Raw genomic sequence first — 19465 nt, forward strand, 5'->3', positions numbered from 1 at the left:
CTGTTACATTTCTCAAAAACATGATAATATGTTAGATGTCAGACCTATATGTCAGAGGAGGAATTTATTATGGAATTAGCACGTTATATCGACCACACGGCCTTGAAGGCAGAAACAACGAAAGATCAAGTCACAAAATTATGTGCAGAGGCACTTGAGTACAAATTCGCGAGCGTTTGTGTCAACCCGACATGGGTCGCTTACGCTGCCGAGCAACTTAAATTAGATGAGGACGTCAAAGTTTGTACGGTCATCGGATTCCCGCTCGGTGCGAACACACCTGAAGTGAAAGCGTTCGAAACGAAAGATGCGATTGCTAACGGCGCAGACGAAGTCGACATGGTCATCAACATCAGTGCGATGAAAGACGGCGATTTCGACCTCGTCGAACGCGACATCCGTGCCGTCGTCGAAGCAGCAAACGGTACGCTCGTCAAAGTCATCTTTGAAACGTGCCTGCTTACTAAAGAAGAAATCAAAAAAGCGGCTGAGCTGTCAGTCAAAGCGGGTGCAGACTTCGTGAAAACGTCGACTGGATTCTCAACTGGCGGCGCTACCGTCGAAGACATCCGACTCATGCGTGAGACGGTCGGACCGGATCTTGGCGTCAAAGCATCAGGCGGCGTCCGTGATTTCGCAGGCGCACAAGCGATGATCGATGCTGGTGCAACGCGCATTGGCGCTTCTGCCGGAATTGCCATCGTCACAGGCGGGCGTTCGGACAGCGATTATTAATTGAAGTAGTAGTTGACCACACGACTTAATTTCACTATAATGTGGTATGACGTGTGAAACACGTTTCCTTAGTCGTGTAATTCGGAGGGAGGGAAAACTAGTGGAAACTCGTGTCCGTAAAAACGAATCGCTTGAAGACGCTCTTCGTCGTTTCAAACGCGGTGTTGCGAAAGATGGCACTCTTGCCGAAGTTCGCAAACGTCGTCACTACGAAAAGCCAAGCGTAAAACGTAAATTGAAATCAGAAGCTGCTCGCAAGAACAAGAAATTCTGATTGAAGTTTCTTTTGTAGAGAGGGTGTTGGCTCATGAGTCTGCAAGAACGCTTGACGGACGACATGAAGCAAGCCATGCGCGCTAAACAGAAAGATCGTCTCACGACGATCCGAATGGTCAAAGCGTCGCTCCAGAACGAGGCCATCAAACTTGGTCGACAAGATCTTACTGAGGAAGAGGAGCTCACGGTGCTCAACCGAGAGATGAAACAGCGCAGAGACTCCCTCCGAGAATTCGAAAGCGCTGGTCGTGAAGACCTTGCTTCTAAAGTAGCTGATGAAATTGTCGTACTAGAGGTCTACATGCCTAAGCAACTCTCTGAAGACGAAGTCACAGCAATCGTCAAGGCGGCAATTGCCGAGACGAACGCTGCGGGTCCGTCCGATATGGGTAAGGTGATGGGCGTCGTCATGCCACAAGTTAAAGGCAAGGCTGACGGTGGTCTTGTGAACCGAATTGTCAAACAACAATTGACGAATTAATGATAAAAGGCAGGGAACTTTGGAGAAATCCAAAAGTTTCTGCCTTTTTTTGCGTATTATGAAACCACATTCAATCTTGTTTCGTATACACTAGAGATAAGAGGTAGCTTTGGATTTGGAAGGGGGTAGCAATACGATGACATTTGGTCTCGGAGTGATTCTGACGGTGTTTTTCGTCGGGATTGTCCTTCTTGGAATTGAAGTGTTCGTTGCCGGTTTTGGATTGTTCGGGGTCCTCGGGATAGGCGCCGTCGTGGCGAGTTTGATTATGGCAGGTGCCACGATCGGGCAGCTTTGGCTGTCACTTGGTTTAGCGACGGCGCTTGTTGCGGGACTCGGGTTTTGGGCGTACCGTCGACTGCAGTCGAATCGCTCGCTCATGTATAAAGGCTTGATTTTGACCGATTCGACGTCGACTGATAAGGGGTATTTGTCTCATGATGACCGGAAGCGGTTGCTTGGGAAAGTCGGTGTCACATTGACGCCACTTCGTCCAGCAGGTACTGCTGAGATTGAAGGCGAACGAATCGACGTCGTGGCAGAAGGTAGCTATCTCGATGAACAAACAAAAATTGAGGTGTATAAAGTCGACTCAGGACGCGTTGTCGTCCGACGCTTTGTAGAACCGAAGGAGGATGTAACAGAATGACACCAGAACTATTAAGCACGTTACTCATCACAGGTGGGGGATTGATCGCGCTCGCCGTGTTCTTCACGTTTGTACCGGTCGGCCTGTGGATCAGCTCGTTTGCTTCAGGCGTCCACGTCTCCATCTTCACATTGATCGGGATGCGACTTCGTCGCGTCGTCCCGTCTAAAATCATCAACCCGCTCATCAAAGCCGTCAAAGCGGGCATTGGTTTGAACACGAACCAGCTCGAGAGTCACTTTTTAGCCGGCGGTAACGTCGACCGTGTCGTCAACGCTTTGATCGCGGCGCACCGTGCCGATATCGAGTTATCGTTCGAACGTGCCGCCGCCATCGACCTTGCTGGCCGGAACGTGTTAGAAGCCGTTCAGATGTCGGTTAACCCGAAAGTCATCGAGACACCGTTCATCGCCGGTGTGGCGATGGATGGGATCGAAGTGAAAGCGAAAGCGCGGATCACGGTTCGTGCCAACATCGACCGCCTCGTCGGGGGTGCCGGTGAAGAAACGATCATCGCCCGTGTCGGTGAAGGGGTCGTCTCGACGATCGGTTCGCAACATAACCATAAGCACGTGCTTGAGAACCCGGACATGATTTCACGTACCGTATTGACGAAAGGTCTCGATTCAGGGACGGCGTTTGAAATCTTGTCGATCGACATCGCCGACATTGATATCGGTAAAAACATCGGCGCGGTGCTCCAAACCGACCAAGCCGAGGCAGATAAGAAAATTGCGCAGGCGAAAGCCGAGGAACGTCGTGCAATGGCGATTGCCCGCGAGCAAGAGATGAAGTCGTCGGTCGAAGAAATGCGCGCCAAAGTTGTCGCGGCCGAGGCGGAAGTACCGCTCGCGATGGCAGATGCGCTTCGTAACGGCAAGCTTGGGGTCATGGATTACGTCAACTACTTGAACGTCCAAGCGGATACGCAAATGCGTAATGCGATCGGTCATCCAGTCGAATCTGATAGAGAGTAATCGATATGGATGGATTATGGATCTTACTATTAGCCGCCTTCGGGGTCGCTTCAGCGGTCATGAAGCGACTTGAGAAGTCGTCATCTACAGGAGAAAAGCCACCGAGCACGGATCTGAAACGGTATTTGGATACGGTCGGCGACATGATGAAAGAAGTCGATGGACCACTCAACGATCCGCGAGACGAACGACAGAACAAAGTACCGCAAAAAGTTCGTCGTCGTGTCGCGATTCCGGTCGAAAATTCAGACCGGCACGAGTTTGATCCGAATCGGCACGCACCAAAGTCGCGTGAGTCGCTCCCGAAAGTGAGCGCTGCGTTCGAACAGGCAGTCAAAATCCCTCCGATAACGGAAGCGACCGATTCACGACAGACAGCGCAACCACGCATTTCGATGAAGCAAGCGCGTCAAGCCATCGTCTGGAGTGAGATTCTTCAGCCGCCGGTCTCGAAACGCCGCCGTCGGTAATTTTTTAGCAGTGACTCGATGTCGCTGCTTTTTTTGTGGCTCGAGCTAACGGTCTTTCTTTCACGAACGGCATGATAGTGCTAAAGTAAAGAAGGAACAATCTATAGATGAGGGGGAGAAACATCCATTGATTACGACAGATAAGATACCGTTCGTCATGGAACATGCGAGCGAAGCGCAGGCACTCCTCGGACCGAAAGACGAGGTGTTCCATGCGATCGAGGCCGAGCTTGCCGTCGCGCTTACGCCCCGTGGCGAAGAGCTGATCATCCAAGCCGATAGCGTGGAGACGCTCGAATTGACGAAAAGTGTGATCAAGACGCTGCAACAACTCGTTAAACAAGGTGCACGGTTGAACGAGGGCGATGCGATCAGTGTCATCCAACATATTAAGATCGGCAAAGGGGAAGAACTGCTCGAACATTATGGCCGCGTCGTTTTCACGACGAACAAAGGGAAACCGATCCGGGCGAAGACGGTCGGACAGAGCCGTTACGTCCGGGCCATCGAGAAACGCGACCTCGTATTCGGGATCGGGCCGGCCGGGACCGGGAAGACGTATTTGGCGGTCGTCCTTGCTGCGCGGGCGCTGAAAGAAGGTCAAGTGAAACGGATCATTTTGACGCGTCCTGCCGTCGAGGCGGGTGAGAACCTCGGTTTCTTGCCGGGCGACTTAAAAGAAAAAGTCGACCCTTACTTACGACCGCTCTATGACGCCTTGTTTGACGTCTATGGTGTCGAACACACGAACCGTCTGCTCGAGCGAGGCACAATCGAAGTCGCCCCGCTCGCTTACATGCGCGGACGGACGCTTGAAGATGCGTTCGTCATTTTGGATGAGGCGCAGAATACGACGAAAGAACAGATGAAAATGTTTTTGACACGGCTCGGGTTCGGGTCGAAGATGGTCGTCACCGGTGATTTGACGCAAGTCGACTTACCGAGAGGGAAAGCGTCGGGGCTTCAAGAAGCGCTCCATCTCCTCGAAGGGGTCGACGGGATTCACTTCGAACACTTTAGCGCCTCAGACGTCGTGCGGCATCCACTCGTCAAAAAAATCATCAACGCCTACAGTACAGATATTACATGACGAAAGGGGGGGCACTGATGCAGCAAGCACGTCATTGGACGGTCGCCACAATCTCCGTCCTCTTTTTTCTCATCCTTGGCGCGATCCTCTACTTTACGGTGCGCCCATCAATCATCAGCGTTGAGCCGCTTGGCATCGCCGCACAAGATATCCGCTCCCCGATCACGATCGAGGACAGGGTCGCGTCGGACCGTCTGAGACAAGACGCGACGAACGCCGTCGGGAGTCAGTTCTCATTACGCCGTGAATTCGCCGATCAACAGATTGCCAAAATTGAGCAATTGTTTGCGGCGTTCGAAGACACAGATGAGGACACTGAACTGTCTGATATCAAAAATCGATTGAACTCTACAGAAGTGAACGGGCTCCTTGCAGACGATGAGTTGAACTCACTCCTGGAGGCGACCGTGAACACGCGTCGTACCGTCGAAGACGTCGCCGTGACGGCGCTTCAAGAAGTCATGGCCAATCGGATCGAAACGAGTTCCGAGTCGATTGCCGAGGCGAGAGACCGGGCGTCGACGGTCATCGACCAATCACCGTTGTCGTTAGAATTCCGAGCGGTCGCGACGAGTTTAAGTGACCAACTGATCGTCCCGAACTATGTCTTCGATTCGGAAGCGACTCGTCAGAAAGAACAAGAAGCGATCGACGCCGTTGAACCGGTTATCATTCAAGAAGGGCAGCTCCTCGTCAACCAAGGGGAAGTCGTGACCCGTGAAATCTATCGGAAGCTCGAATTGACCGGTGCGATTGACCCGAACCGTTCGTTCGCGCCTTTGTTCGGTGCCTATTTGCTCAGCGGACTCTTGACGGTCGGATTTTTATTCATGCTGATCCGTTCAAAAATTCAAGAGCTTTTGCTCCGACCTAAAATTTTGATTACTGTCTATGGCCTACTATTGCTGCAACTAGGTATTTTCTTCGGCGTCGGTTATATCGGGATCGAGTTCACGACGTATGCGTACGTCATCGCCCCGACGGCGTTCGTCGTCTTATTGCTCCGTATCTTAGTCGATGAACGGGTCGCGTTGGCTTCGGCGCTCATCACGATGATTGCTGGTTCAATTGTTGCGAGCTTTGGCCAAAATACGAGCTTTATGACGGTCGTTTACTTTGCGACCGGGAGTTTCCTGGCTGTCTTTTTGGTCGAACCGAAGATTCAACGGAAACGCTTGTTCCTTTCAGGCGTCTTGCTCGGAATCATCAACATCATCATGGTGCTCGCGCTCCTGTTCTTGCGGAACACGCAAGTGACGTGGGAGATGGTCGCCTATTTATCCGGTTTCGCAATCACGAGCGCCTTGCTGTCGATCGTTCTCACGTTCGGCTTCCTGCCGTTTCTAGAGCCTTGGTTCGGCGTATTGTCGTCCGGACGCCTAGTCGAATTGATGAGCCCGACGCATCCGCTGCTGCGAAAACTGTTGATGGAGGCGCCGGGAACGTATCACCATAGCATGATGGTCGCCAATCTCGCCGAGTCGGCGTGTGAGGCGATCGGGGCCGATGGTCTGCTCGCCCGGGTCGCGAGTTATTATCACGACCTCGGCAAGACGGAACGGCCGCTCCACTTTATCGAGAATCAACAAAACGGGGTGAACCCGCACGACCGGCTCACACCGGAAGAGTCGGCCGACATCATTATGGCGCATCCTTACGACGGCTCTGATTTGTTGCGGCGCTATAAACTGCCGAAAGAGATTATCGACATCGCCGAGCAACATCACGGGACGTCGCTGCTCAAGTTCTTTTATGTGAAAGCGAAAGAGTCACGAGACGTGTCGGAGTCACGTTTCCGTTACCCGGGACCGAAACCGCAGTCGCGTGAGGCGGCGGTCGTCATGATCGTCGATTCGATCGAAGCAGCGGTTCGGTCGCAAAAACAGCCGACACCGGAGCGTATACGTCAGCTCGTCAGCTCGATCATTCGCGACAAGCTTCAAGACGGTCAGTTCGAAGAGTGTGACTTGACGACGAAAGAAGTGTGGCGTGTCGGCGAGAGTGCATGCGAGACGTTGACCGGCTTGTTCCATGAACGGATCGAATACCCAGAACTAAAGAAAGAAGGCGAATTACATGCAAATCATCTCGAACGATGAACAAGGGTTGTTGACCGAGTCTCAGCTCGAGTTAGTCGAATCGATTTTAGTTCACGCGGCCTTGGCTGAACAAATCGAAGAACCGAGTGAACTGTCAGTCACATTTTTAACGAATGACGAGATTCAAGTGATCAACCAGGAATGGCGCGGCAAAGACGCGCCGACGGACGTCATCAGCTTTGCTTTTGACGAGATGGGAGAAGAAGAGATGGACTTCATGCTTGATGAGGATGAACCCCGTCTATTGGGCGACATCGTCATCTCGGTGGAGCGGTGCCGCGAGCAAGCGGCGGACTACGGTCATTCGTTCGAACGTGAACTCGGTTTCTTGGCGATTCATGGCTTTCTCCATTTGCTCGGCTACGACCATATGACGCCAGAAGAAGAAGCCGAGATGACGGTGCGTCAGGAGCAAGTGCTCGCTCATTTTGAGTTGAAGCGAGGCGAGGTGTGAATCCGTTCTGGTTTGCGGTGCACGGGATCGTGCACGCGGTGCGAACCGAACGGAACATGCTGATTCACCTCATTGCAAGCCTGCTCGTCGGATTGTTCTGTTGGTGGCTCCCGACGACAACGCTTGAAAACCTCATCTTGTTCGGGTGGGTCGTGCTTGTCATCGCTCTCGAATTGGTGAACACGGCCGTCGAACGGACGGTCGATCTCGTGACGAAAGACATCGAGCCGCTCGCCAAACAAGCGAAAGACGTCGCGGCGGGATCGGTTCTCGTCGCTTCGGGCGGAGCAGCCGTAACAGCGCTCGTCATTTTCGGGCCGTATTTATTCGCTTTATAATCAATGTATTGGAAATTTAGAAAGCAGGTGCACTATGTATCAAGAAGGTTTTAAATCAGGTTTTGTTTCAATTATCGGACGTCCGAACGTCGGGAAATCGACGTTCTTGAACCGGGTCATCGGTCAAAAGATCGCCATCATGTCAGACAAGCCCCAGACGACACGTAACAAGGTCCAAGGTGTCTATACGACAGACGACACGCAAATCATCTTCATCGACACGCCAGGGATCCATAAACCGAAGCACCGTCTCGGCGACTTCATGATGAAAGTGGCGACGAACGCGTTGCGTGAAGTCGACGCGATTTTGTTCATGGTCAACGTCACAGAGCCGCGCGGTGCCGGTGACGAGTTCATCATCGAGAAGTTGAAAGGACTCGACACACCGATCATCCTTGTGATGAACAAAATCGATTTGATTCACCCGGACGAGATTCCCGCTGTCATCGAACAGTATACGAATCAACTTGATTTCGCGGCGTACGTTCCGATTTCAGCATTGCAAGGCAATAACGTCGAACCGCTCATCGGTGAGATCAAGAAGCTGCTGCCTGAAGGGCCGATGTACTATCCGGCCGATCAAGTGACGGATCACCCGGAGCGCTTCATCATCTCGGAACTGATTCGCGAGAAAGTGCTCCATAACACGCGCGATGAGATCCCGCATTCGATCGCGGTCAACATCGAATCGATTAAGAAACGAGACAACTCGGACATGGTCGACGTCGAAGCCGTCATCATGGTCGAGCGTGACTCGCAAAAAGGAATCGTCATCGGCAAGAAAGGTGCGATGCTCCGTCAGGTCGGGACGGAAGCGCGTCATGACATCGAGCTCTTGCTTGGTACGAAAGTGTATTTAAACTTATGGGTGAAAGTCCAAAAAGATTGGCGCAATAAGATGGGCCAACTCCGTGACCTCGGTTTCCGCGACGACGAGTATTGAGCCATGTTACAAAAAGTCACGGGCATCGTCATTCGGACCGTCAATTATGGTGAATCCAACAAAGTCGTGACAATCTTCACAGAAGAGCTCGGGAAAGTCGCCGTCATGGCACGTGGTGCGAAAAAGCCAGGGAGTCGGTTGCACGCATCGAGCCAACCGTTCGTCGAAGCCGTCTATATCTTCCCGTCGAGCCGCGGTCTCGGTCAACTCAAGTCGTCTGACGTGATCACGTCATACCCGGAAGTGCGAAAAGATGTCGAGCGGATGGCGTATGCCGTGTACTTGCTCGAACTCGTCGATAAAACTGTCGAAGATCGAGTCCCGAACCGGCCGTTATACCGAATTTTGAATGACGCGCTCCAAGCGCTGAACGCCGGAATGGACCCAGAGATCATCACCCATCATTTCGAGCTCAGAATTATGTATCTGCTCGGTGTCGCCCCGGTCTTGACCGGTTGTGTCCGGTGCAACGATGTGACCGACCCGATGTTCTTTTCCGTGACGTCGGGCGGGTTTCTCTGTTCGCGTCACCAAGAGGCAGGGTCGATTCAGATGAGTGAGCGGCTGGCGAAGTTACTTTACTTGTTGAGCCGGCATGAGCTGTCAGAGTTTAGTAACGTCCCGTTGACGAAGGAGACACGTCTCCTGTTACGGCAACTGTTTGACGCCTATATGGACTCTTACAGCGGATTGAACCTCAAGACGAAACGAGTCCTCGATCAGATGCAGCGACTTTACTTGAACGATGATTGACAATTCATGCAAGGTTCGATACCATAATCTACGATTAGACAAATGAAATAGCGTGCGCTGTGAAGGAAAATGAGTAGTTCTTAAATCATGGGTAAAGCGAGTTCGGGAAGGTGAGAGCCGAACGCCATGAAGAGAGCGAATGGCGATTCCGGAGCGCCCCAATCCAAAGAGTGGCCTCGATACCGAGGCAAGTAGGGTGGAACCGCGGGTAATCCCGTCCCTATGTGCATGGCACATAGGGGCGTTTTTTGTCGTTTCAATACTTTTGGAGGTGTCACATATGAAGCACAAAACGGTGCAAGAAATCATTCTCACGTTGCAAAATTTTTGGGCGTCGAAAAACTGCCTGACGATGCAAGCGTATGACGTAGAAAAAGGGGCCGGAACGATGAACCCGATGACGTTTTTACGGAGTCTCGGACCAGAGCCGTGGAACGTTTGTTATACGGAGCCGTCACGCCGTCCGGCTGACGGTCGATACGGGGAAAACCCGAACCGTCTGTATCAACATCACCAATTCCAAGTCATCATGAAGCCGTCCCCAAACAACATTCAAGAACTCTATTTGGAGAGTTTGGAGCTCATCGGCATCAACCCGCTCGAACACGATATTCGCTTCGTCGAGGACAACTGGGAAAACCCGACGTTCGGTGCGGCCGGACTCGGTTGGGAAGTGTGGTTGAACGGGATGGAAATCACCCAGTTCACATACTTCCAACAAGTCGGCGGGATCGAGTGCGACCCGATCGCCGTCGAGATCACGTACGGCCTCGAACGTCTCGCGTCATATATTCAAGAAGTCGAGAGCGTGTTCGACCTCGTCTGGACAGACGGTTTCAAGTATGGCGATATTTTCTATCAGCCAGAGTTTGAACACTCGAAGTACACGTTCGAGCTGTCAGACGTCGATATGTTGTTCACGTTGTTCGACACGTATGAGAAAGAAGCGAAGCGGGCGCTCGAGGAAAACCTCGTCTTCCCGGCGTACGATTACATCTTAAAATGCTCGCACACGTTCAATCTTCTCGATGCGAAAGGCGCGATCTCGGTGACGGAACGGACCGGTTTCATCCAACGTGTCCGCAACATGTCGCGGGCATGTGCGGCCAAATTTATCGAAGAACGGGAACGCCTCGGCTTCCCACTCCTTAATCAAGAGAAAGCAGGTGCCTTGGATGCGTGACCTTTTACTAGAAATCGGACTTGAAGAACTACCAGCCCAATACGTGCTCCGCTCGGAGAAACAGTTAGGAGAGCGCGTAGCGGCGTTCTTGTCGGACGCCCGCGTCAACTTCGGAGCTGTCACGGTCTATTCGACACCACGTCGTCTCGCTGTACTCGTCCGTGACGTCGAGGAGAGTCAACAAGATTTGACGGAGACGCTCCGGGGACCGGCTAAAAAGATTGCGCAAGATGCAGACGGAAACTGGTCGAAAGCGGCAGCAGGATTTGCGCGTGGACGCGGACTGTCAGTCGACGACCTTTACTTCGCGGAAGAAAAAGGGGTCGAATACGTCTTCGCAAATCGTCACGAGTCAGGTCAGCCGACGGCTTCATTACTTGGCGGCCTTGAAGACGTCGTCCGCGGCATGACGTTCCCGAAAAATATGAAATGGGGTACGAGCAGCCTCCGTTACATGCGTCCGATCCGCTGGTTAGTCGCCATGTTTGGGACAGAACAGATCGATTTCGAGATCGAGGGCGTCAAAACAGGTAATGTGACACGCGGACATCGCTTCTTAAGTAAAGGCGACGTGACGATCTCATCACCTGACCGCTATGCGGCCACGCTCGAACAAGAGTTTGTCGTCGCATCGTACGACGACCGTCGCGAACGCATCGAGCGTCAAATCGAACAATTGGCGAACGAGCAAGGATGGACGGTGACACTTGACGCATCGCTGCTTGAAGAAGTGACGAACCTCGTCGAGTGGCCGACAGCCCTGTTCGGTGAGTTTGATGCGAGCTACCTCGACCTTCCGGAAGAAGTGTTGATCACGACGATGAAAGAGCATCAGCGCTATTTCCCGGTCTATGTCGGTGACACGCTCCAACACTATTTTGTGACGGTTCGTAACGGTAACGCAGACCATCTGCAAAACGTTGCCAAAGGGAACGAGAAAGTCATCCGGGCACGACTCGCCGATGCCGTCTTCTTCTATGAGGAAGATAAAAAGACGAAGATCGACGACCAGCTCGACCGTCTCGACCGCATCGTCTTCCATGAGAAGCTCGGAACGACAGGCGCGAAAGTTCGTCGCGTCCAACAACTCGCGCTCACGCTCGCTCCACTGTTCAGTGCCGATGCTCAAAAAGTCGAACGCGCTGGAAAGATTCATAAATTCGACCTCGTTAGCCAGATGGTTTACGAATTTACCGAGCTTCAAGGCGTGATGGGAGAAAAGTATGCACTCCAGCAAGGTGAGGACAAAGAAGTTGCGGCCGCGATCCGTGAGCACTATATGCCACGCTTCGCCGGAGACGCATCACCGGCCACGCCGACGGGGGCCGCGCTCGCACTCGCGGATAAACTCGATTCGATTGCTGCGTTCTTCGGGGTCGGCATGATTCCAAGCGGTTCACAAGATCCGTTCGCCCTTCGCCGCCAAGCGCAAGGAGTCGTTCAAATTCTTGGAGATTGGCACGTCGATCTACCAGTCGACAAATTACTTTCACAAGTTGTCGAATCTCAGGTGGAAGCAGGACTTTACGATGCCGATAAAGAACAAGTCAAGGCGCAACTTAACGACTTCTTTATGCTCCGCTTGAAGTATCGTCTGCAAGAGAGACAAGTACGATACGATGTGATTGATGCCGTTCTCACGACTGGTCTGACTGTCGAACAGCTCGACGCTCGCGCGGAGGCGGTTCAAAATATGCTGTCAGACGAGGCGAAACAGTTGATCGAGCAGTTGACGCGCGTCGTCAATATCGCTAAAAAAGGCGAACCAGGACTAGTGGATCCGGCCTTGTTTGAGAATGCTGAAGAGAAAGCCCTTCACGCCGCGGTCGAATCAACATTGCCCGAGACACATGAAGCGGTCGAAGTGGGCGACTACACGCGTGCCATCACATCACTTCGAGCGCTTGAACAACCGATAAGTGCTTATTTTGAAAATACGATGGTCATGAGCGACGTAGAAACGATTCGCCATAATCGTCTCAGTGAGATGAAGCGACTCGCTACGACGATCGAGCGTGTTGCTGACTTCAGCGCGCTCGTACTCTGATCAAACTAGAGGGGGTTGGCTATGCAGCTGAATGAACGCCAACAGAAGATTGTTGAGATTGTGAGAGTGAACGGACCGATCACGGGAGAGCAGATTGCTCAAGAGTTATCGCTCACCCGTGCCACGCTCCGCCCTGATCTTGCTATTTTGACGATGACTGGAATATTAGAAGCAAGACCACGCGTCGGCTACACGTTCGTCGGCAAGCGAAATTCATCGCTGCTCCGCGAAAAACTCGATTCGCTGACCGTTGGTGATTTCATGTCGTCCGCGAAAGTCGTCAGCAATGAAATGACCGTGTATGATGCGGTCGTCACGTTGTTCTTAGAAGATGTCGGGTCGTTGTTCGTCGTCGGAAAAGACAATGAGCTTGTCGGGGTGTTGTCCCGCAAAGATTTACTGCGGGCCGCCATCGGCAATCAGGACCTCGACCAATTGCCTGTCAACGTCATTATGACGCGGATGCCGAATATTACCGTTTGTGAAAAAGGTGAGACGCTCATTCGGGCCGGGATGAAGTTGATTGAGAAACAGATTGACGCCATGCCAGTCGTCGAAGAGAAGGATGGTTCGCTCATCGTGCTCGGCCGAATGACAAAGACGAACATGACCAAGGTGTTGATTGCACTTGCCAACGATGAATCGTTCTGAGGAGGAAATTGGTTTGACAAACAAACAACTCGTATTTGTCGTGAGTGACTCTGTCGGAGAAACGTGTGAGCTCGTCGTCCGGGCGGCAAGCATCCAGTTCCATGAGAACGCGATCGAGACACTCCGGATTCCTTTCGTCGAAGACGAACAGACGATTCATGATGTCGTCACGCAGGCTAGAGCCCAAGGAGCGGTGATCGCCTTCACGCTCGTTAATGAAGAACATCGCTCACTGCTCGTGTCGCTCGGTAAAACGTATGACGTCAAAACGATCGACCTGCTCGGCGACCTCCTAGACGTGCTCTCGGGAAAACTCGGGGAGAGCCCGCGTGAGAAACCGGGTCTGATCTATCGTCTAGACGAGGATTACTTCCGTAAAATCGAGGCGATGGAGTTTGCCGTCAAATATGACGACGGACGTGATCCGCGTGGCTTGAAAAAGGCCGATATCGTCCTCGTCGGTGTGTCTCGCACATCGAAGACGCCGTTGTCACAATATTTGGCGCTAAAACGTTATAAAGTCGCTAACGTCCCGCTCGTGCCGGAGTCGCGTCCGCCGGAAGAACTGTTTGAGGTGTCACCGGATAAGTGCGTCGGCTTGATCATTTCTCCGGACAAGTTGATTTCGATTCGAATGGAGCGTTTGAAATCGCTCGGTCTAAAACCGGAAGCGGATTACGCTCAACTCGAGCGAATCAATCGGGAACTCGAGTACGCGCGAGGGATATACGAACGAATCGGTTGCGAGGTCATCGATGTGACGAATAAGGCGGTCGAAGAGACGGCAGGAATCATCTTACGTCAGCTTGAACTGTCAAAAGATGACTGAGCGCTCGCATTAGTAATCGACGCGTGTTAACGGTATAATAGAGTATTGACACGATAGTGAAACGGAACGTGGTGAGCGTTCCGTTTCGTTGCGAGATTGGATAGGGAGTGGTGGAGTTGCCACGTATACCGGATGAAGTCATTGCGGAAGTGAAACAAGCCACGGATATCGTGGACTTGATCAGTGAACGCGTTGAATTGAAAAAACAAGGCCACCGTCTTGTCGGACTTTGTCCGTTCCACTCGGAAAATAGTCCTTCTTTTTCCGTATCGCCTGAAAAAGGCATGTACCATTGTTTCGGTTGCGGTGCTGGCGGGAACGTCTTTACGTTCGTCATGGAAACGGAAGGGTTGTCCTTCCCGGAAACGATTGAGCGCTTAGCGACACGGGCAAACATCGCTGTAGAAGGGGTGGCCGGTGACGAAGAGTTGACACGCGATCAAGTCGTTCGCAAACAAATGCGTGATGCTCATCGGATCATCGCCGACCTGTATCACGAGGTATTGATGAAAACCGAGGCCGGAGAAGTCGGCTTGACGTATTTACGTGAACGCGGTTTGGCTGAGGCGACGATCGGGCAATACAAAATCGGATACGCCCCTGATCAACGCCGCTTCACCGTCGATTCACTCGAGCGAAGAGGGTTCGACCTAGAAGTCATGGTCGAAGCAGGACTTATTTCTAAATCTAGATCCGGTGAATATTTTGACCGGTTCGAAGGAAGAGTCGTCTTTCCGATTGCGGATCGAGACGGCACGATCGTCGGATTTAGCGGCCGTGCGATTGACGACAGACAGCCCAAGTATGTAAATACGGCGGAGACACCACTCTTTAACAAGAGTGAGTTGTTATTTGGATTTTCACAAGCACGTGCATCGATGCGGAAACAAAAACGGGTGCTCCTTGTCGAAGGGAACGTCGATGTCCTCCAAGTCGCCCAAGCCGGGACGGCCGAGGTCGTCGCTTCACTCGGGACGGCATTTTCATCGCAGCATGCCCGGGCGTTGTCACGGATGGTCGATGAAGTCGTGATTTGTTACGACGGAGACCATGCCGGACAAGAGGCGACGCTAAAAGTCGTTCGCATGCTCGAGGCGTATCCGCTCGACGTCCAAGTGCTCATGTTGCCGGAGAAGACGGACCCGGATGATTATATTCGGACGAACGGTCGGGAGCAATGGCAACGTTTTGTCGAATCGGAACGCTTATCCGTCCTCGATTTCATGAACCGGACGCTTCGGCGCGGGAAAAATATGAATCGTGAAGGAGAACGGATCCGGTTTATTGAAGCTATGCTTGGGGAAATCAGCAAGACGGACAACTCGATTCGCCGCGATTTATATTTAAAAAAATTGGCGAATGAGTTTGACATTCCTGTCGAAACGCTAGCGAATCGAATGCCGCGACCGGTGTCGAGCCAAGTGCAGGCATCACCAGCGGTTCGTGAACCAGAACCAATCCGTAAACGATCGAGTAAAGCGAATGAACCACGTTTTGTGAAGGCTGAAAAATTACTGTTACGGGCGATGCTCAGTGGGCCGGAACGGGTTCGCTTCGTTCGCGACCGACTCGGCCTAGCTTATCAAGATGAGATTCATCGCATGTTGGCGACGGCGTTTTATGAGATCGTTTCAGAAGACATGACGCTTGAAGAGTTTGAGCAGGTCATGCCGCCTTTTATGGAGCGTCACTGCGACCAACGTCCTGACTATGCCAACCGCTATGCAGAGATTCGCCTCATGTCAGCGCCTGATGATCTGACTGAAGAGGTTTTAGATGAATACATTAAGGTGATAAACAGTTATGAGGAACAGCGTCAAATCGAGCGAGCAAAAAGGGAAATCGGGCAGGATGCCGAAAGTATAGTAGACCAGGCATCGAAGCTACAAGAATTGATTACCCGGAGTCGCCGCTTACGTGAACGATGAACGCGAAGGAAGTTTGGAAGGAGTTGAACTGCTAGATGGCAGAGAAGAAAAAAGAGGATTTATTTAACGCCATAGACGAACTTGAAAAGTTGGGGAAAAAGAAGGGTGTCGTATCGATGCAAGCGATCCAGGATCGCCTCAGCCATTTTGAGGTCGATTCAGATTTTATCGATAACTTCATTGAAGATTTAGAAGGCAAAGACATCCGCGTCACAGAAGATGCGGCCGATGCCGAAGAGACTCCTACGAAAAAAGAAGACGAAGAGGTCGACTTGAATGATCTGGCTGTCCCGCCAGGAATTAAAATCAACGACCCGGTCCGGATGTACTTGAAAGAGATCGGCCGTGTCGATCTGTTGAGTGCCAAAGACGAGACCGAACTCGCGAAGCGAATCGAGCAAGGTGATGACGAGGCGAAGAAACGTCTCGCTGAAGCCAACCTTCGTCTCGTCGTCTCGATCGCGAAACGCTATGTCGGTCGCGGCATGTTGTTCCTTGACTTGATCCAAGAAGGGAACATGGGTTTGATCAAGGCAGTCGAGAAGTTCGACTACATGAAAGGGTTCAAATTCTCGACGTATGCGACGTGGTGGATTCGTCAAGCGATCACACGTGCCATCGCCGACCAAGCCCGGACGATCCGGATTCCGGTCCATATGGTCGAAACGATCAACAAATTGATCCGTGTTCAACGTCAATTGCTGCAAGACCTCGGGCGCGAGCCTGCTCCTGAAGAGATTGCCAAGGAGATGGAATTGACGCCTGAGAAAGTTCGTGAGATTTTAAAAATCGCTCAAGAACCGGTGTCGCTTGAAACACCAATTGGTGAAGAGGACGATTCGCACCTCGGTGACTTCATTGAAGACCAAGATGCGATGGCTCCTCAGGACGCAGCAGCCTATGAACTGCTCAAAGAACAACTCGAAGACGTGCTCGATACGTTGACAGACCGGGAAGAGAACGTACTCCGTCTCCGCTTCGGGCTTGATGACGGTCGGACGCGCACGCTCGAAGAAGTCGGTAAAGTGTTCGGGGTCACGCGTGAGCGGATCCGTCAAATCGAAGCGAAGGCGTTACGGAAGCTCCGTCATCCGAGCCGGTCGAAACGCTTGAAAGACTTCCTCGATTAATCGTGTTTTTGAATAAAATGTGAAGATTAAGAAGAAAGGAAGGAAAATGAGTGATTTTCCTTCCTTCTTTATTGTTTTTTGAGTAAAATAGTGAGGAATAGACATTTGGAAAGAACATGAGGGGGAAATACAATGCGTAATCCATTGTTACCGTTTGCAGCGATCGCGATCGTCGCAATCATCGCTATGGTCTCATTATCGTATTTTGGCGTAAACCAAGCGCAACAAGCCGCTGAAGGTCCAGCCGTCACCGAGATGAACCCGGAAGACTTGTACGCTGCTAAAGGCTGCACAGGTTGCCACGGCGGAAATCTTGAAGGTGGCGTCGGTCCGGCGTTGACTGGAGTCGGAGAACGTTTGTCTGCTGAAGAGATCGCGAACATCATCGTCAACGGTCAAGGTACAATGCCGGCCGGTCTCGCGTCTGCTGAAGAAGCCGACGTGCTCGCGACATGGTTGATTGAACAATAAGGGTGAGGCGTACTCCTTCTGGGGTACGTTTTTTGTTGTCCGGACAAGAATATTTCGTTACCCTAAAGAAGAAGAAGAAGTAGACAAAAGGAGTTGTCCCCATGCAAGAACAAGTCACGTTAGACCGGCGACTGAAGCGAGTCGTCGATTTTATACCAGCTGGAAGCATTTTAGCCGATATCGGTTCCGACCACGCTTACGTCCCGTGTTATCTCGTACAGCAAGGAATCATCGACCGAGCCATCGCCGGAGAAGTGAATCAAGGTCCGATGGAAGCGGCCAAAGCCCAAGTCGAATTGATCGGCGCATCGAGCAAGATTGACGTCCGGCTCGGTGACGGATTGGCGGTCCTGAATGAAGACGAGGCGACATGTATCTCGATCTGCGGGATGGGCGGAAGCTTGATCCGATCGATCTTAGAGAACGGACGGGATAAGTTAGGCGCGGTCGAACGACTCGTGCTGCAACCGAACGTCGATGGACAGCAAGTTCGGGAATGGTTGCTTGTATCAGGTTTTACGCTCGTCACGGAAACGATTGTCGAGGAGAATGATAAAATATATGAGATTCTTGTCGGGGAGCGGGGCACAGAAACGCGTTACAGTGCGGACGAGGCGGAGCGGACGTGGCAGCTTATGTTCGGGCCGGAGTTGCTGAAGACTCGTCCTGAACCGTTCAAATTGAAGTGGGGCCGGGAAGCGGACAAATTGGATTACGTGCTCGGTCAAATGGCCGAAGGCGCCCAGACCGAGGCGCTCGTCCGGAAGCAGGAGGAGTTCAAAACGTTACGCGACAAAATGAGAGAGGTGAGTCAGTGATGGCAAACGGAAATCATATCATCCAACTGTTTGAAGAGTTCGCACCGAAACATCTCGCGGTCGAAGGCGACAAGATCGGCCTACAGATCGGTACGCTGAATAAACAAGTGAATCGGGTCATGGTCACGCTCGACGTGCTCGAATCGGTCGTCGACGAAGCCATCGAGCAAGAGGTGGACTTGATTATCGCGCATCATCCGCCGATCTTTAGCGCGCTCACCCAAGTGACCGATCGCAACGCCGCCGGTCGAATCGTTACGAAATGTCTGAAAAACGATATCGCCGTCTACGTCGCCCATACGAATTTAGACGTTTGTGAGGGCGGGGTCAACGACTGGATGAGCGAGGCACTCGGATTGCGTGAGACCGAAGTGCTCGTCCCGACGTATGAAGAGCCGGTGTATAAATTGTCGGTCTTCGTCCCGGAGACACATCAGTCCGCCGTGTCTAAAGCGTTAGGCTCGGCCGGAGCCGGAAGGATCGGGAATTATGGCGATTGCCAATTCACGGTCACAGGGAAAGGGCAGTTCACCCCGCTCGACTTGGCCGACCCGTACCTCGGACAAATCGGGAAAACGGAGCAAGTCGATGAAGTGAAGATCGAGACAATCGTTACCGAAAGTAAGAAGAAGCGGGTGTTAAAAGCGATGTTTGACGCTCATCCTTACGAAGAGGTCGCTCATGACTTGATTCGGGATGAGATTACAGGGCCTGTCCTAGGTCTCGGCCGCATCGGTCGACTCGACAAGCCGCTGACGCTCGCTGAATTTTCGGAACATGTCAAAGCAAGCTTTGGTGTCGAAGCGGTGCGGGTCGTCGGCGACTTGGGCCGAACAATCAAAAAAGTGGCCGTGCTCGGTGGTGACGGCAACAAGTATGTCTCAGCCGCGCACTTCAAGGGAGCCGACGCCTACGTGACCGGTGACTTATATTTCCATGTCGCCCACGACGCGATGGCGCTCGGGCTCGCCGTAGTCGACCCGGGTCATCACGTCGAGAGCGTCATGAAACAAGGCGTCGTCGACGTCTTGCAACAGAAGTTCACGGCAGCAAAACTCGAGGTCGAGCTCCTCGTTTCCGCTACGGACACGAATCCTTTTAAGTTCCGCTGAAACTGAACACAACCCCCGCCCTCATGCATGA

At 52.3% G+C, this 19465-nt stretch carries 21 protein-coding genes; all 21 read left to right on the plus strand.

What is annotated here, in order from left to right; genetic code table 11:
- The first annotated feature begins 69 nt into the window (after positions 1-69).
- The 21 genes from deoC to EVJ29_RS02755 all read left to right on the plus strand — a co-directional run bounded on the left by deoC (position 70) and on the right by EVJ29_RS02755 (position 19434).
- Entirely contained in the window at positions 70-735 is a 666-nt protein-coding gene (gene deoC / locus EVJ29_RS02655) for a deoxyribose-phosphate aldolase (RefSeq protein WP_070326989.1), read from the plus strand.
- Positions 736-814: 79 nt separating this feature from the next.
- Entirely contained in the window at positions 815-1009 is a 195-nt protein-coding gene (rpsU, locus tag EVJ29_RS02660; protein WP_286203271.1) for a 30S ribosomal protein S21, read from the plus strand.
- A 33-nt stretch (positions 1010-1042) separates the two neighbouring features.
- Entirely contained in the window at positions 1043-1492 is a 450-nt protein-coding gene (locus EVJ29_RS02665; RefSeq protein ID WP_070326991.1) for a GatB/YqeY domain-containing protein, read from the plus strand.
- 136 nt (positions 1493-1628) lie between these two features.
- Positions 1629-2141, plus strand: coding sequence for an NfeD family protein (locus EVJ29_RS02670; RefSeq protein ID WP_070326992.1), 513 nt, complete (start codon positions 1629-1631; stop codon positions 2139-2141).
- Complete coding sequence (floA, locus tag EVJ29_RS02675) at positions 2138-3118, plus strand: flotillin-like protein FloA (protein WP_016508066.1); 981 nt, start codon at positions 2138-2140, stop codon at positions 3116-3118. Before EVJ29_RS02670 ends, floA begins: the two co-directional genes overlap by 4 nt.
- A 5-nt stretch (positions 3119-3123) precedes the next feature.
- Positions 3124-3588, plus strand: a complete 465-nt coding sequence (locus EVJ29_RS02680; RefSeq protein WP_131490391.1) for a hypothetical protein — start codon at positions 3124-3126, stop codon at positions 3586-3588.
- A gap of 127 nt (positions 3589-3715) precedes the next feature.
- Positions 3716-4678, plus strand: a complete 963-nt coding sequence (locus EVJ29_RS02685) for a PhoH family protein (protein WP_370251801.1) — start codon at positions 3716-3718, stop codon at positions 4676-4678.
- Positions 4679-4695: 17 nt separating this feature from the next.
- A complete protein-coding gene (locus EVJ29_RS02690) occupies positions 4696-6777 on the plus strand; it encodes an HD family phosphohydrolase (protein WP_236633362.1) in 2082 nt (693 codons plus the stop codon).
- Entirely contained in the window at positions 6755-7231 is a 477-nt protein-coding gene (ybeY, locus tag EVJ29_RS02695; RefSeq protein ID WP_131490390.1) for an rRNA maturation RNase YbeY, read from the plus strand. Before EVJ29_RS02690 ends, ybeY begins: the two co-directional genes overlap by 23 nt.
- Positions 7228-7569, plus strand: a complete 342-nt coding sequence (locus EVJ29_RS02700; protein WP_131504698.1) for a diacylglycerol kinase family protein — start codon at positions 7228-7230, stop codon at positions 7567-7569. Before ybeY ends, EVJ29_RS02700 begins: the two co-directional genes overlap by 4 nt.
- Before the next feature lie 34 nt (positions 7570-7603).
- Entirely contained in the window at positions 7604-8512 is a 909-nt protein-coding gene (gene era, locus EVJ29_RS02705; protein ID WP_070326997.1) for a GTPase Era, read from the plus strand.
- A 3-nt stretch (positions 8513-8515) separates the two neighbouring features.
- Complete coding sequence (gene recO, locus EVJ29_RS02710) at positions 8516-9265, plus strand: DNA repair protein RecO (protein WP_071397773.1); 750 nt, start codon at positions 8516-8518, stop codon at positions 9263-9265.
- A 280-nt stretch (positions 9266-9545) separates the two neighbouring features.
- Entirely contained in the window at positions 9546-10448 is a 903-nt protein-coding gene (gene glyQ / locus EVJ29_RS02715) for a glycine--tRNA ligase subunit alpha (protein ID WP_016508054.1), read from the plus strand.
- Positions 10441-12495, plus strand: a complete 2055-nt coding sequence (gene glyS, locus EVJ29_RS02720) for a glycine--tRNA ligase subunit beta (RefSeq protein ID WP_131490388.1) — start codon at positions 10441-10443, stop codon at positions 12493-12495. The genes glyQ and glyS overlap by 8 nt, the downstream gene beginning before the upstream one ends.
- A 21-nt stretch (positions 12496-12516) precedes the next feature.
- Positions 12517-13146 (plus strand): helix-turn-helix transcriptional regulator, encoded by a 630-nt coding sequence (locus EVJ29_RS02725; protein ID WP_070327000.1) that lies wholly within the window; start codon positions 12517-12519, stop codon positions 13144-13146.
- A complete protein-coding gene (locus EVJ29_RS02730) occupies positions 13133-13975 on the plus strand; it encodes a pyruvate, water dikinase regulatory protein (protein ID WP_070327897.1) in 843 nt (280 codons plus the stop codon). Before EVJ29_RS02725 ends, EVJ29_RS02730 begins: the two co-directional genes overlap by 14 nt.
- A 110-nt stretch (positions 13976-14085) precedes the next feature.
- Positions 14086-15903, plus strand: coding sequence for a DNA primase (gene dnaG / locus EVJ29_RS02735; protein ID WP_233589561.1), 1818 nt, complete (start codon positions 14086-14088; stop codon positions 15901-15903).
- A gap of 35 nt (positions 15904-15938) precedes the next feature.
- Positions 15939-17033, plus strand: a complete 1095-nt coding sequence (gene rpoD, locus EVJ29_RS02740) for an RNA polymerase sigma factor RpoD (RefSeq protein ID WP_016508087.1) — start codon at positions 15939-15941, stop codon at positions 17031-17033.
- Between the two features lie 132 nt (positions 17034-17165).
- The gene (gene cccA, locus EVJ29_RS02745; protein ID WP_070327002.1) at positions 17166-17504 is read left to right on the plus strand and encodes a cytochrome c550; all 339 of its coding nucleotides are present in this window, start codon (positions 17166-17168) and stop codon (positions 17502-17504) included.
- A gap of 101 nt (positions 17505-17605) precedes the next feature.
- On the plus strand, positions 17606-18322 hold the full coding sequence (locus EVJ29_RS02750; protein WP_131490387.1) for a tRNA (adenine(22)-N(1))-methyltransferase: 717 nt from the start codon (positions 17606-17608) through the stop codon (positions 18320-18322).
- Positions 18322-19434: a Nif3-like dinuclear metal center hexameric protein gene (locus EVJ29_RS02755; RefSeq protein ID WP_131490386.1), complete on the plus strand. Its 1113-nt coding sequence runs from the start codon at positions 18322-18324 to the stop codon at positions 19432-19434. The genes EVJ29_RS02750 and EVJ29_RS02755 overlap by 1 nt, the downstream gene beginning before the upstream one ends.
- Positions 19435-19465 lie beyond the last annotated feature (31 nt).

The sequence above is a fragment of the Exiguobacterium sp. SH4S7 genome, assembly GCF_004336795.1.
Taxonomy (GTDB): domain Bacteria; phylum Bacillota; class Bacilli; order Exiguobacteriales; family Exiguobacteriaceae; genus Exiguobacterium; species Exiguobacterium aurantiacum_A.

Excerpts from the sequence above, each read along its gene's own strand:
- deoC (WP_070326989.1), top strand. The coding sequence starts at position 70 with ATGGAATTAGCACGTTATATCGACCACACGGCCTTGAAGGCAGAAACA.
- EVJ29_RS02665 (WP_070326991.1), top strand. The coding sequence starts at position 1,043 with ATGAGTCTGCAAGAACGCTTGACGGACGACATGAAGCAAGCCATGCGC.
- EVJ29_RS02670 (WP_070326992.1), top strand. The coding sequence starts at position 1,629 with ATGACATTTGGTCTCGGAGTGATTCTGACGGTGTTTTTCGTCGGGATT.
- floA (WP_016508066.1), top strand. The coding sequence starts at position 2,138 with ATGACACCAGAACTATTAAGCACGTTACTCATCACAGGTGGGGGATTG.
- EVJ29_RS02680 (WP_131490391.1), top strand. The coding sequence starts at position 3,124 with ATGGATGGATTATGGATCTTACTATTAGCCGCCTTCGGGGTCGCTTCA.
- EVJ29_RS02690 (WP_236633362.1), top strand. The coding sequence starts at position 4,696 with ATGCAGCAAGCACGTCATTGGACGGTCGCCACAATCTCCGTCCTCTTT.
- ybeY (WP_131490390.1), top strand. The coding sequence starts at position 6,755 with ATGCAAATCATCTCGAACGATGAACAAGGGTTGTTGACCGAGTCTCAG.
- era (WP_070326997.1), top strand. The coding sequence starts at position 7,604 with ATGTATCAAGAAGGTTTTAAATCAGGTTTTGTTTCAATTATCGGACGT.
- recO (WP_071397773.1), top strand. The coding sequence starts at position 8,516 with ATGTTACAAAAAGTCACGGGCATCGTCATTCGGACCGTCAATTATGGT.
- glyQ (WP_016508054.1), top strand. The coding sequence starts at position 9,546 with ATGAAGCACAAAACGGTGCAAGAAATCATTCTCACGTTGCAAAATTTT.
- glyS (WP_131490388.1), top strand. The coding sequence starts at position 10,441 with ATGCGTGACCTTTTACTAGAAATCGGACTTGAAGAACTACCAGCCCAA.
- EVJ29_RS02725 (WP_070327000.1), top strand. The coding sequence starts at position 12,517 with ATGCAGCTGAATGAACGCCAACAGAAGATTGTTGAGATTGTGAGAGTG.
- EVJ29_RS02730 (WP_070327897.1), top strand. The coding sequence starts at position 13,133 with ATGAATCGTTCTGAGGAGGAAATTGGTTTGACAAACAAACAACTCGTA.
- rpoD (WP_016508087.1), top strand. The coding sequence starts at position 15,939 with ATGGCAGAGAAGAAAAAAGAGGATTTATTTAACGCCATAGACGAACTT.
- cccA (WP_070327002.1), top strand. The coding sequence starts at position 17,166 with ATGCGTAATCCATTGTTACCGTTTGCAGCGATCGCGATCGTCGCAATC.
- EVJ29_RS02750 (WP_131490387.1), top strand. The coding sequence starts at position 17,606 with ATGCAAGAACAAGTCACGTTAGACCGGCGACTGAAGCGAGTCGTCGAT.
- EVJ29_RS02755 (WP_131490386.1), top strand. The coding sequence starts at position 18,322 with ATGGCAAACGGAAATCATATCATCCAACTGTTTGAAGAGTTCGCACCG.